This window comes from Janthinobacterium sp. GW823-FHT06H09, assembly GCF_058794735.1.
This window is the reverse complement of sequence record NZ_JBXAHC010000010.1, coordinates 175,236-190,484: the sequence shown is the minus strand read 5'-3', so window position 1 is coordinate 190,484 and position 15,249 is coordinate 175,236. Positions and strand designations below refer to the sequence as shown.

General features: G+C 57.0%; 16 protein-coding genes. 4 read left to right on the top strand and 12 right to left on the bottom strand.

Annotated elements, in window-relative coordinates; translation table 11 throughout:
* Nucleotides 1-70: 70 nt before the first annotated feature.
* Together AC1Q6X_RS18900 and AC1Q6X_RS18895 are read right to left on the bottom strand one after the other, a co-directional pair.
* The gene (locus AC1Q6X_RS18900) at nt 71-646 is read right to left on the bottom strand and encodes a TerD family protein (protein ID WP_070222543.1); all 576 of its coding nucleotides are present in this window, start codon (nt 644-646) and stop codon (nt 71-73) included.
* A gap of 131 nt (nt 647-777) precedes the next feature.
* Nucleotides 778-1,851 carry a DUF475 domain-containing protein gene (locus AC1Q6X_RS18895; RefSeq protein ID WP_230506327.1) on the bottom strand — a complete coding sequence of 358 codons (1,074 nt, stop codon included), beginning with the start codon at nt 1,849-1,851 and terminating at the stop codon, nt 778-780.
* A gap of 115 nt (nt 1,852-1,966) precedes the next feature.
* Here AC1Q6X_RS18895 and nhaR point away from each other — a divergent pair, with 115 nt between their 5' ends.
* Nucleotides 1,967-2,881, top strand: a complete 915-nt coding sequence (nhaR, locus tag AC1Q6X_RS18890) for a transcriptional activator NhaR (protein WP_070222547.1) — start codon at nt 1,967-1,969, stop codon at nt 2,879-2,881.
* A gap of 123 nt (nt 2,882-3,004) precedes the next feature.
* Nucleotides 3,005-4,327, top strand: a complete 1,323-nt coding sequence (locus AC1Q6X_RS18885; protein WP_492498124.1) for an MFS transporter — start codon at nt 3,005-3,007, stop codon at nt 4,325-4,327.
* A 152-nt stretch (nt 4,328-4,479) separates the two neighbouring features.
* Here the strand turns inward: AC1Q6X_RS18885 and AC1Q6X_RS18880 are convergent, their stop codons facing one another.
* Together AC1Q6X_RS18880 and AC1Q6X_RS18875 are read right to left on the bottom strand one after the other, a co-directional pair.
* Nucleotides 4,480-6,093, bottom strand: a complete 1,614-nt coding sequence (locus AC1Q6X_RS18880) for an ORC-CDC6 family AAA ATPase (protein WP_492498122.1) — start codon at nt 6,091-6,093, stop codon at nt 4,480-4,482.
* 4 nt (nt 6,094-6,097) lie between these two features.
* Nucleotides 6,098-6,811, bottom strand: a complete 714-nt coding sequence (locus AC1Q6X_RS18875; RefSeq protein WP_492498120.1) for a hypothetical protein — start codon at nt 6,809-6,811, stop codon at nt 6,098-6,100.
* A gap of 424 nt (nt 6,812-7,235) precedes the next feature.
* Between AC1Q6X_RS18875 and AC1Q6X_RS18870 the strand changes: the two genes are divergently transcribed.
* Complete coding sequence (locus tag AC1Q6X_RS18870; protein WP_070222551.1) at nt 7,236-8,576, top strand: hemolysin family protein; 1,341 nt, start codon at nt 7,236-7,238, stop codon at nt 8,574-8,576.
* Here the strand turns inward: AC1Q6X_RS18870 and AC1Q6X_RS18865 are convergent, their stop codons facing one another.
* Genes AC1Q6X_RS18865 through AC1Q6X_RS18840 form a run of 6 tightly spaced genes read right to left on the bottom strand, consistent with a single transcriptional unit; the run spans nt 8,577 to nt 13,736 of the window.
* Nucleotides 8,577-9,653, bottom strand: coding sequence for an AI-2E family transporter (locus tag AC1Q6X_RS18865; protein WP_492498118.1), 1,077 nt, complete (start codon nt 9,651-9,653; stop codon nt 8,577-8,579). It abuts the gene before it with no gap.
* Between the two features lie 42 nt (nt 9,654-9,695).
* Nucleotides 9,696-10,289 carry an SCO family protein gene (locus AC1Q6X_RS18860; protein ID WP_492498116.1) on the bottom strand — a complete coding sequence of 198 codons (594 nt, stop codon included), beginning with the start codon at nt 10,287-10,289 and terminating at the stop codon, nt 9,696-9,698.
* Nucleotides 10,286-11,185: a heme o synthase gene (gene cyoE, locus AC1Q6X_RS18855; RefSeq protein ID WP_070222556.1), complete on the bottom strand. Its 900-nt coding sequence runs from the start codon at nt 11,183-11,185 to the stop codon at nt 10,286-10,288. The genes AC1Q6X_RS18860 and cyoE overlap by 4 nt, the downstream gene beginning before the upstream one ends.
* Nucleotides 11,186-12,361, bottom strand: a complete 1,176-nt coding sequence (locus tag AC1Q6X_RS18850) for a COX15/CtaA family protein (protein WP_492498169.1) — start codon at nt 12,359-12,361, stop codon at nt 11,186-11,188. It abuts the gene before it with no gap.
* Nucleotides 12,362-12,379: 18 nt separating this feature from the next.
* Entirely contained in the window at nt 12,380-13,009 is a 630-nt protein-coding gene (locus AC1Q6X_RS18845; protein WP_492498114.1) for an SCO family protein, read from the bottom strand.
* On the bottom strand, nt 12,990-13,736 hold the full coding sequence (locus AC1Q6X_RS18840; protein ID WP_492498112.1) for an SURF1 family protein: 747 nt from the start codon (nt 13,734-13,736) through the stop codon (nt 12,990-12,992). The genes AC1Q6X_RS18845 and AC1Q6X_RS18840 overlap by 20 nt, the downstream gene beginning before the upstream one ends.
* Nucleotides 13,737-13,772: 36 nt before the next feature.
* Here AC1Q6X_RS18840 and AC1Q6X_RS18835 point away from each other — a divergent pair, with 36 nt between their 5' ends.
* The gene (locus AC1Q6X_RS18835) at nt 13,773-13,973 is read left to right on the top strand and encodes a twin transmembrane helix small protein (RefSeq protein WP_046683386.1); all 201 of its coding nucleotides are present in this window, start codon (nt 13,773-13,775) and stop codon (nt 13,971-13,973) included.
* A 161-nt stretch (nt 13,974-14,134) separates the two neighbouring features.
* Here AC1Q6X_RS18835 and AC1Q6X_RS18830 read toward each other — a convergent pair whose 3' ends face one another.
* Both AC1Q6X_RS18830 and AC1Q6X_RS18825 read right to left on the bottom strand, forming a co-directional pair.
* On the bottom strand, nt 14,135-14,995 hold the full coding sequence (locus AC1Q6X_RS18830; protein WP_070222559.1) for a cytochrome c oxidase subunit 3: 861 nt from the start codon (nt 14,993-14,995) through the stop codon (nt 14,135-14,137).
* Between the two features lie 40 nt (nt 14,996-15,035).
* A complete protein-coding gene (locus AC1Q6X_RS18825) occupies nt 15,036-15,242 on the bottom strand; it encodes a DUF2970 domain-containing protein (protein ID WP_034749002.1) in 207 nt (68 codons plus the stop codon).
* Between the last annotated feature and the right edge of the window lie 7 nt (nt 15,243-15,249).

The window sequence follows — 15,249 nt, the reverse complement described above, 5'->3', positions numbered from 1 at the left end:
ACTCTTCCTTCCTCAACGATGATGGTGATGGTGGCGGCCCGCGCTGCGGACCGCCTTGATTATTTACAACTTATACGCCGACGCCGAAAGACGCGGCGAGTGGGCCCAGGCCGCCTTTGTAGCCCTGGCCGATGGCCTTGAATTTCCAATCGCCGCCGTTGCGGTAGATTTCGCCGAAGACCATGGCCGTTTCCGCCGAACCGTCTTCCGACAGGTCGAAGCGGGCGATTTCCGTGTTGCCGTTGGCATTCACGCAACGCACGTACGCTTTCGATACCATACCAAAGTTTTGCTTGCGCGCTTCGGCATCGTGAATCGTCACGCAGACGGCGATCTTGTCGATCTCGGCCGGCACCGTGGCCAGGTCGACGACGACGGTTTCATCGTCGCCATCGCCGGCGCCCGTGGTGTTGTCGCCCGAGTGGGTGACGGAACCGTCGCTCGACTTCAGGTTGTTATAGAAAATCATGTCGACGTCGGCGCGAACCTTGCCGTCGGCCTTCAACAGGAATACGGAACCGTCGATGTCGAACGCGGCGCCATCGGTGGCGCGGGCATCCCAGCCCAGGCCGATGATCATCTTCGAAATGCCGGGGGCTTCCTTGCTCAGGTTAACGTTGCCGCCTTTTTGCAGACTGATTGCCATGATGTATTTCTCCTATGTGGGTTGTATATGATCAAACACCTGGCGTCCTCCACCGGCCTGACTCCCCAGGCCGGCGGCGACGCTTGCTGCAACTTGCCGACAAACGGGTGTAGTCGTTTGCCGCGCATTCTTTACACTGCCTTGACCGCTTCCAGCGCTTCCGTCCGGCCTTCTTCGAGGGCCATCCTGCGCTTGTAGCGGATCGACGACCACAGCGAGGCGAGAATGAAGGCCACCCCAATCAGACCCGTGAAAATCTCGGGAATGTGGAACTTCATGCTGACCAACATGATCACGGCCAGGATACCGATCGCATAGTGCGCGCCGTGCTCCAGATAAACGAACTCGTCGAGCGTGCCCTTGCGCACCAGGAACACCGTCATCGAACGCACGAACATCGCGCCGATCGCCAGGCCCAGCATGATGATCACGACATCCTTGGTGATGGCAAACGCGCCGATCACGCCGTCAAAGCTGAACGAGGCGTCGAGCACTTCCAGGTACAGGAAGCCGCCAATACCGCCGCGCTTGATGATGTCGCCCATGTTGCCGTCGCCGTTGTCGCCTTCCAGCAAACCGCTGATCACATCGACGCCCACGTAGGTCAAAATACCCCACAGGCCGGCCGTCAGGACCACCAGCTTCTGGCCTTCTTCGATCATCGACAGGCTGGCCATCAGGGTACCGAGCGCGATCATCACGGAAATCGACGAGATCTTGCCCAGCGCACCCAATTTTTCTTCAATACGGCCCAGCCAGTGCGTTTCTTTTTCCGAGTCCAGCAGGAAGTTCAGGAAGACCAGCAGCAGGAAAATGCCGCCGAATGCCGCCACTTCCGCGTGGTGATTCGTCAGGTGCATCGAATACTGTTCCGGATTGCTCAGTGCCAGATTCCATACTTCCAGCAAGCCCAGGTCCGCCGCTTGCGCCACGATGACCAGCGGGAACAGCAGACGCATGCCGAACACGGCGATGATGATGCCCACGCCCAGGAACAGGTTTTGCCAGAATTTGTCCCAGTTCTTCAGCACCGAGGCATTGACCACCGCGTTGTCGAACGACAGCGAGACTTCCATCACGCCCAGGATCACCGCGATACCGAGCGCCGCCAGCATCGTCTGCACGCCACCGTGCGTGTAACCCCACCAGGCGGAAATGCCCAGGCAGATAAATGTCACTAGAAATGACACTCTGAAATGCTTCATCGATAGTTCCCCGTTATCTAGATTTAATGAAACATAGTATAGGGACATGTCACACATTTAAAAATAGAAGATAATGGAAGTATTACTTCGTAAAAACAGAAGATAGGATATCGCGATGAAAACCACGGGCTTCAATTACCGCCATTTGTACTTTTTTTGGGTCGTCGCCAAGGAAGGCGGCGTGACGCGCGCGGCCGAACGGCTGGGATTGGCCGTGCAAACCATCAGCACCCAGCTGGCCCTGCTGGAAAAGGAACTGGGCCGCTCCCTGCTGCAGCCGCAGGGACGCCGCCTGGTGCCGACGGAAGCGGGCCGGCTGGCGCTCGGCTATGCGGACCAGATTTTTTTGCTGGGCGAGCAGATGCAGGATGCGCTGGCCGATACGGACGCGGAAAAGATGCGTTTGACGGTGGGCATTTCCGATTCCCTGCCGAAACTGATGGCCTACCGCATGCTCGACGCCACGCGCAGCCTGGACCAGCCCGTCAAGCTCGTGTGCCTGGAAGACGAATTTGAATCCTTGCTGGCCGACCTGGCCCTGCACAAGCTGGACCTGGTGTTGACGGACCGCGCCGTGCCCGCCGGCGCCAGCCTGCGCGTGTCCAGCCACCTGTGGGGCGAAAGCGCCATGAAACTGTTCGGCATCCCCGCGCTGGCCGCACAATACCGCGACAACTTCCCGCACAGCCTGCATGGCGCGCCATTCCTGCTGCCGGCGCGCAATAACGCCTTGCGCGGGCGCATCGATGAATGGATGGTGCAGCAAGGCGTGCGGCCCGATGTGGTCGGTGAATTCGAGGACAACGCCATGCTCAACGCCTTCGGCCGCAAGGGCCTGGGCCTGTTCTTCGCCCCGGCCAGCCTGGCGGCCGACATCGAGGAGCAATTCGGCGCCGTGCTGGTCGGCGACGCCTCGTCCCTGCGCGAACAGTTTTATGTCATTTCAAACGAACGCAAGATCATGCACCCGGCGCTGGACGTCATCCTGGCCGCCATCCAGGGCCAGCCAAAGATTCACAAGGAAAGCTGATAAATCCATTCGAAAATAACGTTTGAATAATCAATCAAAAGCGATTGTAATAAAGCCTGAGACAAACACGCGCCCCTCCCTCGCCGGCAGGGGGCGATCACCATAAAAAACAGGAGCATCACCATGTCCACGGCAGGCAAGACGATCGATATTCCCGATCTCATCAATAACAACAGGATCGGCTCCTTCCAGATCGGCATGCTGATCCTGTGCGGGCTGTGCGTCATCATGGATGGCTTCGACGTGCAGGCGATGGGCTATGTGGCGCCCGCCATCATTGCCGATTGGCATGTCAGCAAGGCCAACCTGGGCCCCGTGTTCGGCGCGGGCTTGCTGGGCATGCTGGTCGGCTCGCTCGTCTTCAGCATCACGGCCGACAAGTTCGGCCGCCGCCCCGTGCTGATCGGCTCGACCATCTTCTTTTCGCTGTGCATGCTGGTCACGCCGCTGGCAACAAACATCGAGCAATTGCAGCTGATCCGTTTTATCACGGGACTGGGCCTGGGCGCCGTGATGCCGAACGCCATGGCGCTGGCCGGCGAATACAGCCCCCTGCGCAAGAAAGTCACCCTGATGATGCTCGTCTCGTGCGGCTTTACCCTGGGCGCCGTCCTGGGCGGATTATTGTCCGCCGCGCTGATTCCCGCCTTCGGCTGGCAATCCGTGTTTTACGTGGGCGGCGTGGTGCCGCTGGTCATCGGCGTGCTGATGTTCTTCCTGCTGCCGGAATCGATGCAATTTCTGGTATTGAAGAAACGCAAGCTGGATAAAGTCGCCCAGTGGCTCAAACGCATCGATCCCACCGTCAACATCACGGCCGACACGCAATACGTCGTGCATGAAAAGGAACACAAGGGCGCGCCCGTGCTGCAATTGTTTACGGGCGGCCGCGCCAAGATGACGATTCTGTTGTGGGTCATCAATTTCATGAACTTGCTGAACTTGTATTTCCTGTCCAACTGGCTGCCGACCATCGCCAAGGAAGCGGGCCTGTCGACGGCCAACGCCGTGCTGGCGGGCACGGCCCTGCAAGTGGGCGGCACCATCGGCACCCTCGTCATGGGCCAGCTGATCGACCGCTCCAGCTTCCGCCGCATCCTGCTGCCGTGCTTTTTGGTCGCTGCAGTCGCCATCGCCCTGATCGGCCGTCCCGACGTGTCGCTGGCCTTCCTGTTCATCACCATTTTCATCGCCGGTTTCTGCGTGGTGGGCGGCCAGCCTGCCGTCAACGCCCTGGCGGCCAGCTACTACCCGACCACCCTGCGCTCGACGGGCATCGGCTGGAGCCTGGGCGTGGGCCGCATCGGCTCCATCATCGGCCCTGTGCTCGGCGGCGAGCTGATCCGCCTGAACTGGCCCAACAGCACGATTTTCCTCGTCGTCGCCATTCCCGCCATCGTCTCGGCTGTCATGGTCTTTGCCATGCGCGGCAATACTATTGATTAAGTACAAATAATCCAACGTACGAAAATATTCGGAAGCTAATATAAACCGGCAATTTTCATCTTAATAAAAACATAGAATCATATAAAAATTTGGCTGATACAAAAATATCAGCCGAATATCCACTACCACTAAAAAAGTATTAATTTTAACAATTACCCAGATAAATATTCATATATAGCAGCAAATGCGGCATTCCTCATCCTCCTAGACCGAACCTCTCCGACATAATGGGCTTTTTGCAAATCTGACTCAGATGAGTTAAGTAAATCAGAAAGTGTCAATATTTTCAGCTTCTGCAATACTTCTTTTTGCCAATCAGATATATCAAGAACATCAATTGATTTTGAAATTTGATCCAAAAACTCTACACGCCCCAGAGACTCATCATTTAAGGTTGGCGTTGCATCTACAACAGGGGCGAAAATTGGATGATTTGCACGGTATTCCTTCATCCGGCGCATGTCCAAATTCTGCGCTACAGGAAAGGCAGTCACTGCCGGCTGAGACTCAAGCGCAAACAAACACCCCAAGTTAACAAGATATCGCGTTCCTATTTCTGTACTTTTTGCTTTTATTCCAGCCGAATGCTCGATAACGATACCAGTATATGAAAGAACTTTTAATGCATGCATCACAACAGCTGGAGCATCACGATGAATCCAGAAAAAACAACTTGTCTTTTGTCCTTGACTTAGAGAATAGATATTTCTCATCCTGAGATCCGGAAGGAGATCATTCTCAATAAATGCTCTCCCCCAATCTATAATATCCTTATGGCTTTTATACTTCTCAACCAAAAGAGAGTGCTCGGACCAAATTTCATTTCTATAATACTCCCGAATAACATCATTAACTTCCTTGCTAGATATTCTTGATGCCTTTGCTATTGTTTTTAATAAAATTCGTGGATTTCCACTAGCAGCATACGCAAGGACAGCAAAATTTTGCCCATTTCTTTCTATATCCCTAGATACTGCACTTTCGGCCTGCTTCTCAACTATTTCCCGCATATTGGAAACATAATTTGGATGTGTCACATCTCGATCTACCGATAAAACTGTCGCATCGTGGACTGGTTGAAATGTTTCCCCGTAAGAAGTGACACCCGGATAAACTGCCGCATTGCAGGTCAAATATGGGCTACGTAAATCGCGGAAAAGTGTAAAAAATTGACGTTGCTGACTCGGCAAAAATATATGGGCAGCCTCGTCAATACATACAGAAAAACGTTTCACGCCTGAAGACTCACACAAATCCTCAAGTAACTCTTTAAGTTTATCAACATCTGGCAATGAAGTTACATCAACAGCAACATCTGGAGTTTTCCAACTCTCTTCGAATTGAGCTGCTATAACTTCAATTTTTGACTGTGCGGTCGCGCGCCCACTAGCATCCCCTGAAATAATTTGCGTACTAAGAGGTGCTCCAGCCAGTAATCCTTGCTTCATTAATGCCCGAACTATAGAAATACATATTCTAGCCAGCATCCAATAATGAAACTGATCTGCCGTTGAGGTTTGCAGGAGAGAGCTTTTTGTAAAACTAACATAAACTGGAAGCACATTCTCCGCCTCAAAGTCACGTAGCATTTCAGCTTGAGCAACCTTCATTAAAAAAGATTTTCCGACTCCACGACTACCAAGAAGTATTATTGGATTTCGACTTTTTAACGCATCTATAATTTCCCGATCCCGAGCTGTTTCAACAAACAACTTTAAAATCTCATCATTCGCAATATCTTCTGTTCGAATAAAATAATCAGCCATAATATTAAATTGCCGCTCCAAAAATAACTCTTACACTCTTAATATACCCAAGATTTTCCAAAAATGGAGATTCGACTTTCCGTCTCTCCGATTCAGTCATATCGTTTAGATACCTAGAAAAAAATGAAAACAACACAACCATATGAATAACTGCGGCTTTTTCACACCAATCAATCACACAATTTTTTGAGAAATTTATATCCACCGGCAAATCGCAATGAGTACTAGCATTCCCATGAACATACTCTGAACACTCACGATATACCTTCTCAGCCAATGACCTAAAATGCTGCCCTTTATCATCAACTCCAGCAGAAAAAGATTTTAAAAAGTTATTAGAAAATATCCCTGCATCAGGATTGACAATACGCCCCCAACTTACGTCATATGATCCCTGCTCCCATTGGCGCAATGCAATTTCGTTCGCTGAAAACTCAATCGCAGACAAAGCCAGTTCAAAACTTAAACGGAGAGCTGAAAATGCATGCCTGTAAAATCCTTGGTTTAATGCAAACAGCGCAAACTGATATTCTTTTATTGAATGAAGAATTAATTTACTTTCTCTCCTTCCACTCACCAATGAAACGCACAAAGAAATATCATTCACAAAACAATAGCTTTTCGTTAAAGCTAAAATACAATCCTTATCCCTAAGAGACTCCTCAAGTATGGCCGACGTCGATATATTTTGCTGCCTTGCCAATTCTGCATAATTCATAATAACCTAAATTTAAACCTACGCTACTACAGAACAAAATCAAAAATATCCAAGAAATTTTTCATCAAAAATATTATATAAAAATTCATAAAATTTAAAATTACTAAATAATCCACACCCTATCGCCTCATAAACCTCATTATTGCAATTAAAAAAATATTCCTTATTATACAACTAGCAACTAGTTGCATGGGGGAACATATCGATATAATTGGTACATTTTTTAAGATCCGCGTCCGTAGAGCATGAACTTTATCAACACATTCATAAATATCAAGCAACATTATCGTGGAGGAAATATAAGGTGCCAGCGCAAAGTTATGAGGCAGTCGGCTGCTTCATCGCACGCGCGCGCGGCAAAATTAGGCTATGGCGGCCTTCGTCGTTTAAGATGACGTTTTAACAGCCCATCTTTTGCGCCCCCATGCACAATGTCTTGCTAGTCCTGCTCGCCCTCTTCCTGGTCGCGCTGAACGGTTTTTTTGTTGCCGCCGAGTTTGGCATCGTCACCTTGCGGCGCACGCGCATCCGCGCCATCGCCAAGACGCAAGGGCTGCGGGGCCGCATCCTGGCCAAGGTGCATGGCCAGCTGGACGCCTACCTGTCCGCCTGCCAGCTGGGCATCACGCTGGCCTCGCTGGGCCTGGGCTGGGTCGGCGAACCGGCATTTGCCGGCTTGCTCGAGCCGCTGTTCGGCGCCATCGGCGTCACCTCGCAAGAGCTGATCCACGGCATCTCCTTTGTCCTCGCCTTCAGCGTGATTTCCTTCCTGCATATCGTCGTGGGCGAACTGGCGCCCAAATCGATGGCTATCCGCAACCCGGAAGCCGTCGGCCTGTGGAGCGCGATTCCCCTGTACGGTTTCTACTGGACCATGTACCCGGCCATCTACCTGCTCAACGCCAGCGCCAACTGGGTGCTGCGCCTGGCGGGCCTGTCCGGCAAGGGCGGCCACGATGCCCATTACTCATCCGAAGAACTGAAACTGATCCTGCGCACCAGCCAGCCCGGCGAAAAGTTTACGCGCGACGAGCGCAACATCCTGGCCCAGTCGCTTGATTTCGAACAAATGACGGTGTCGGACCTGATGCGCCCGATCAATGAAGTGATCGCCCTGCACGCGTCGAGCACCTTGGAAGAAAACCTCGACACGGTGCTGCGCAACCGCTTCAGCCGCTACCCGTATTTCGACACGAATGAAGACGACGTGTTGGGCGTGGTACACCTCAAGGATCTGTTCTTTGCCCAGCAGGCGGGCAAACCGATCACCTCGCTCACGCCGTTTTTGCGTCCCGTGGACATCATTTCCGCGCGCACGCCGGCCCTGGAACTGTTCCGGCGCTTTCGCGACGGCGCGCCCCACTTCGCCCTGATCGGCGAGAAGGGCAAGCGCCCGCTGGGTTTCATCACCCTCGATAACTTGCTCGGTGCCATGGTCGGTGAAATCCGCGACGAATTCCGCCGCAATGAAAACGACTGGCTCAAGCAAAGCGACGGCACCCTGATCGGCAAGGCCAGCCTGCCCATCTTCTCGCTCGAACGCATCCTCGGCATCGATATTGAAAACGAGGAGCTGGGGCTGGACGACGTGGAATCGGTGGGCGGCTTGATCATGGTCAAGCTCGGTGACATTCCAAAGCAGGGCCAGCGCATCACCTTCGTCGACTTCGACATCGTCGTCAAGAAGATGAACGGGCCCCGCATCGTGCTGATCAAGGTGATTCCGAAGCAGGAACGCGATCTCGATGCGGACTTGCGCGACTGATTACTTCTTCAACGTAATCGTATCTTTGCCCTGCGGCACGGTGGTTTCGCCCACCGTCCACGTTTGCAACAGGCTGTACAGCACCGCCAGCAGGGTCGGCCCGATGAAAATACCGACGAAGCCGAAGGCCAGCACGCCGCCCAGCACGCCGAGCAACACCAGCAAAAACGGCAGGCTGCTGCCGCGGCTGATCAGCATGGGTTTGACCACATTATCAACGCCGCTGATCAGCAGCGCCCCCCACACCAGCATGAAAATGCCCCAGCCCGTCTGGCCGTCTGAAAACAGCCAGATGGCGGCACCGCCCCAGATCAGCGGTGGGCCGACGGGGATCAGCGAAAAGATGAAGGTGGCCACGCCCAGCAGCGCGACGGCCGGCACGCCGGCGATCAGGAAGCCCACCACGGCCACCAGCGCTTGCGCCAGCGCCGTGCCCAGCAAGCCGTACATGACGCCGCGCACGGTGCGGCTGATGGTCAGGCCCACGCCGGGTGCGCTGTCGCCGATGATGCGGCCGGCGCCCGTCATCAAGGCACGGCTCAGCTGCTGGCCGTCGCGGTAGAGGAAGAAGCTGACGAACACGGCCAGGCTGGTCTGCGCCAGACCCGTGCCCAGCAGGATGCCGCCGGAAGCGAGGAAGTGGCGCGCCGGCTCCAGCATCGTCTTGCCCAGATTCAGTAATTCCTCGCGGTCGGCGAGCAGGCGCTCTACGTAGCCGGCGATGGTTTCGCCCACCACGGGAATGCTGGCCAGCCAGACGGGCGGATGCAGGCCGCCCGCTTCCAGCGCGGCGCGGATCTGCTCGTAGATGCGCGACACATTGTCGGCCAGGTTGTAGGTGACGAGGGCCAGCGGCAGCACGATGACCAGGAGCAATGACAGGGTCATGATGGCGGCCGCCCAGTTGCGCCGGCCTTTCAGGCGGTCGAGCAGGAGGAGATACAGGGGCCAGCTGGAAATGCCCACGCAAGCGGCAAACAGCATGGCGGCGAGGAAGGGGCGCAAGACGAAAAAGCAGCCGATCAACAGGAAGATGATGGCTGCCAGGCGGGCGTGGGGCTCGAAACGTTTATCCATGTACTGCATATCCTGAAGATGGCGCCCGGGGGCGCGACCGGATCAGGATAGCAGAAGTTTAAGATCGTGCGCGATGGCGGCAGGCTTTTCGCCGTGGCGCACGAACAGGCGGATCTTGCCTTCGCGGTCGAACACATAGGTGCCGGCCGTATGGTCGACCGTGTAGCTGCTGTCCGTTTCGCCTTCGACCTTGGCGTAATACACCTTGAATTCCTTGGCCACCCTGGCCGTCGCGGCCGCATCGCCATACAGGCCCACGAAACGCTTGTCGAAAGCGGGGACATATTGCGCCAGCAAGGCCTGCGTGTCGCGCTCGGGGTCGACGGTGACGAACAGCACCTGCACCTGGTCCGCCTGCGGACCCATTTCCTGCATCACCTGCGCCATGTCGGCCATGGTCGTGGGGCAGACGTCCGGGCATTGCGTGTAGCCGAAGAACATCAGCACCAGCTTGCCCTTGTAGTCGGCCAGGGTGCGCGGCTGGCCCGTGTGGTCCGTCAGCGCGAATTCGCGCGCGTAGCCCAGGCCCGTCACGTCCGTGTTCTTGAATGCCAGCTTCGGTGCGGCAGGCTTGCCGCAGCCGGCGAGGACGACGGCCAGCGCGGCCGCCAGCAACAGAGTCAGGGTTTTTTTCATGTTCCGAGGGGAATGTAGTGATCGACCAGCAAGGCCGCGAACAGCAATGCCAGGTAGATGATGGAAAAAGTAAACGCTTTGCGCGCGATCAAGTCCGTGTAGTGGCGGTACATCTTCCACGCGTAATACAGGAAGCCGGCATTGAGCACCACGGCCGCAGCCAGGTAGATCAGGCCGCTCATGCGCACGGCGTACGGCAGCAAGGTGGTGGCGGCCAGCGCGATCGAGTACAGCCACACGTGAAATTGCGTAAATTGCATGCCGTGCGTGACGGGCAGCATGGGCAAGCCCGAGCGCGCATAATCGTCGCGGCGGTACATGGCCAGCGCCCAGAAGTGCGGCGGCGTCCAGACGAAAATGATCAGGACCAGCAGCCACGCCTGCATCGGCACGTCGTTGGCGACGGCTGCCCAGCCCAGCGCGGGCGGCATGGCGCCGGACAGGCCGCCGATGACGATGTTTTGCGGCGTGGCGGGTTTGAGCACCATCGTGTAGATCAAGGCATAGCCGACAAAGGTGACAAAGGTCAGCCACATGGTCAGCGGATTGACGAGGTGATACAAAATCGCCATGCCCAGGCCGCCGATCACGAGCGCGAACACCACCGTCTGTTTCACCGTGATGTCGCCCATGGCCATCGGGCGGCGCGCCGTGCGGGCCATGCGCGCATCGATCTCGCGCTCGGCCAGGCAATTGACGGCAAACGCGGCGCCGGCCAGCAGCCAGATGCCGATGGTGCCGAACACCACCGCATGCCAGTCCGGCAACTCCTCGCTGGCCAGGAACATGCCGATGACGGCGCAAAATACGGCCAGCTGCGTCACGCGGGGCTTGGTCAGCGCCCAGTACTGGGCGATGCGGGGGGATGGTTTACGGCTGATGGTCTGAGTAGTCATTTATGCGGTACGGGAAGGACTGGCTGGTGCCGAGGGCACTGGCGCGGCGGCGCAAGCGCGCTGAACATTGCGCGCTACATCGAGTTGGAATTTAGCCTTGTAGTTTAACATGGTCAGCAACAACACGAGCAGCGCCGCCCCGCCGTTATGCAGCACGGCAATCGACAATGGCCAGCTCAGGTAGATGGTCGCCAGGCCCGTGGCCGCCTGCAGGGCCAGCACCAGCGCCACCCAGCGGGCCGTGCCGCGCAAGGATGGCAATTTCCACGCCCGCCACACGGTATAGCCGATGCCGGCCAGCACGATGAAGGCGAAGTTGCGGTGCACCCAGTGGATGGCCGTCAGCGCGGAAAACGGCAAATAGTGGCCGGCGGCCGTCTTGCCCAGTTCGCGCCACAGGTGGAAACCATGCTCGAAATCCATCTCCGGAATCACCTTGCCGCCGCACAGGGGGAAATCCGTGCAGGCCAGGGTGGCGTAGTTGGTGCTCACCCAGCCGCCCAGCGCGATCTGCACCGTCAGCAGCACGAGCGACATGACGGCCAGCGCGCGCACGGGGCGCAGCACGGCAGCGTCCGCATCGGCGCGCAGCAGGGGTTTAACGGCATGATCCTGGCGCCCGCCCAGCCACGTCAGCATGGCCAGCAAGCCCATGCCCAGCAGCAAGTGGATGGTGACGATCACCGGTTGCAGCTTCAAGGTGACGGTCCAGGCGCCGAACGCGCCCTGCAGGCAGACGAACAGGAACAGCGCCGTCGGCAGGGCCGGGGCGAATTCCTCGCGTTTGCTTTTCTTCCACTGGCGCCACGCCTGCACCATCATCGCCACGATCAAGACGCCGATGGCCATGGCCAGGTAGCGGTGCGTCATTTCGATCCACGCTTTCACTACCGTGACGGGGCCCGTCGGCATCAGGGTTTCCGCCGCGACGATGTGTTCGTGCGCGAGGAAAGGATTGGCCGAGCCATAGCAGCCTGGCCAATCGGGGCAGCCCAGGCCGGAATCGGACAAGCGCGTAAAACCGCCAAACATGATCAGGTCGACCGTCAGGAAGACGGCGATCCACACGAGCTTGCGGTATTTATTGGCGTCCGCGGACACCCACACCATGCTCAAAGGCAGCAGCGCCACCAGCAGACCCGTCAAGCCCAGCTGGGCCAGCGCGGAGAGATGCATCGTCGGCATGCGTTCCCCTTAACCGATCGCCGAAGCTTTGAGCAGCTTGGCGATGTCTTTCTTGATCTTGTTCGGGTCCGCGTCTTTCGGGAAGCGCATCATCAGGTTGCCCAGCGGATCGATCAAATATAAGTGGTCGCTGGTCTTGCCGCCCGGCTCCACGGGCAGCCACGCCTTTAAGGCGTCATTATTCACGCGCAGCATGCTGGTGCCGTCGAATTCCCGCATCACGAGCGTGTCGAGCGGCTGAGCGTCCGTCACCAGCCAGACCCGTTCCAGGCGTTCGCGCTCCTTGCCTTGCATCAAACGCAGTTGTTGCATGTCAAACAATTGCTTCTTGCACGCTTCCTGGCAATCGGACGGGCCCGTCTGCAGCAACACCCACTTGCCCTTGAACTGGGCCAGCGGCGCGGGCTTGCCGTCCAGTTCCGTCACCTGCAGCTGGGCTTCCGGTATCGGGTACAGACGCGGGTCGATCAGGGCGCCATAGTTGTTGCGGCCCGTGGGCTTGATGATGTAATAGGTGAAATACGAAGCGATGATGGGAAAGGCGCACACGGCCACGACGGCCAGCAGTTTCCACCGTCCCGTATTCTGTGCCTGCTTGTTGCTGTTGTCTTGCGTTGCTTCAGGGCTGTTTGTTTGCACGTCGAAATCCTGTAAAGACAAAAAATAAAAAAGCCATCATTGCCAGTGCATACCACTGGAAAGCATAGCCGCGGTGCTTGTCGGCGCCCAGGTCGGGCGCCGGCCAGTCGCGCACGGGAAGCTGGCTGGCCGCTGGCGCCGCTGCTGGGTCGACTGTTTGTTCGAGGATAAATGGCTGCAGGGCCAGGCCGCTGGCCCGGGCCAGCTGGCCGATATCGGCATTTTGCACGATGGCGTGCGGCGCCAGGGCCGGCGCCGTGCCCAGTTCCATCACATGGCCCGCGTTCAGGCGCGCGATGCCGGTGATCGTCACCGTACCCGTGGGCGTGGCGTAGTCGGGAATGCGCGTGCGCTCGGCATTGTTGCGCGGCAACCAGCCCTGCGCCACCAGTACGTGCATGGTCGAACCGTCTATTTGAAATGGCGTGAGCGCGTGGAAGCCGGCCTGGCCCTTGTAGGGGCGGTTGTCCAGGTAGACCGTCCAGGCGGGCACGAAACGGCCCGTGACGGTGACGCGGCGGTACTCGATCGCTTGCGCATCGTCCGGCAGCAGCGGTACGGCCGTCAAGGCCAGCGGCGCGGCCTGGTTGCCGGCCTCGAGCCGGGCGGCGCGGGCGAGTTTTTCATCGCTGCGGCGCTGCTGCCATTGCGCCAGCGACACGCCCAACGCCACCAGTAGCAGCATTACAACAAATGGAATCCATCTAAAATGGAAGCGGATACGCATTACAATGAAACCTCCTCAAGCCTGGCGCTACCATCCATGAAAATCCTCGTTGCCATCGCCTTCATCCTGATCCTGGGCAGCCTGGGCTCGGCCCTGTTCTTCCTCATGCGCGACAAGGGCAAGAGCAACCGCACCGTGCAGGCGCTGGCCCTGCGCGTGGGCTTGTCGATCACCCTGTTTTTGCTGATCCTGCTGGCGCATCATCTGGGTTACATCCAGCCGACGGGCATACATTAACGGCTGGGGTCAGACCCGACGGGTCTGACCCCGTTGCCAACGACGTTGCTTGCTTAGCAAAATTCTTCACACTAAGAAAAAAGCCGTACCCAGGATCTCCCGGTACGGCTTTTTTTTATGGTGCCGGCGCGCCCCTCAACAACGCGCGCCCTGCCCCGCCATTATAACCAATACACGACCACGTACAGACCCAGCCAGACGACGTCGACAAAGTGCCAGTACCAGGCGGCGCCTTCGAAGCCGAAGTGATGCTCGGGCGTGAAGTGGCCTTTCAGCACGCGGTACAGGATGACGGACAGCATGATGGCGCCCAGGGTCACATGGAAGCCGTGGAAGCCCGTCAGCATGAAGAAGGTGGCGCCATAGATGCCGGACGTCAATTTCAAGTTCAGTTCGCTGTAGGCGTGCATGTATTCGTAGACCTGGAAGCCCATGAAAATGGCGCCCAGCACGATGGTGGCGAACAGGAACAGGGCCGTCATGGCGCGGTGGCCGGCGCGCAGCGCGTGGTGGGAAATCGTCAGGGTGACACCCGACGTCAGCAGCAGGGCCGTATTGATGGTCGGAATCCAGAACGGCGTCATGGTGGTGAATTCCTGCACCGTGCCGGCCGGGCCCGTATTGCCCCAGTGGGCGGCGAAATCGGGCCAGATCACCTTGTGGTCGAGGTCGGCCAGCCATGGCATCGAGATGCTGCGCGCGTAGAACAGGGCGCCGAAGAAGGCGGCGAAGAACATGACTTCCGAAAAGATGAACCAGCTCATGCTCCAGCGGAACGAGTGATCGATGCGCTCGCTGTACAGGCCCTGCTCCGATTCGCTGATGGCGTCGCCGAACCAGAAATACAGCACCAGCAGGATGCCCGCGATGCCCAGGTAATTCACGTATGGTCCCCAGGAGACGTCGTTGACCCAGGCCGAGGCACCGATCATGGTCAGCAGCAGGCTGGCGCCGCCCAGCATGGGCCAGCGCGACGGGCCGGGCACGAAATAATAAGGTACGGCGGCGTGGTTGGAACTCATCATCATCTCCTCAAAAACTTATAGGGTGGTTTTTTATAATTTATAAAACGACGAATTTAACAATTGAAATCAGGATGCCGATCAGGCAAGCCACCACCAGGAAACCGGCGATGACGATGTGCACGGGATTGAGCTTGGCCGAATCCGTGTCGAAATCGCTCTTGCGGCGCAGTCCCGTGAACGACCAGACGACGGCCCGCAGCGAATACAGGAACGACGCTTTTTCAGGCTGCTTGGATTCGCCCATGACACTC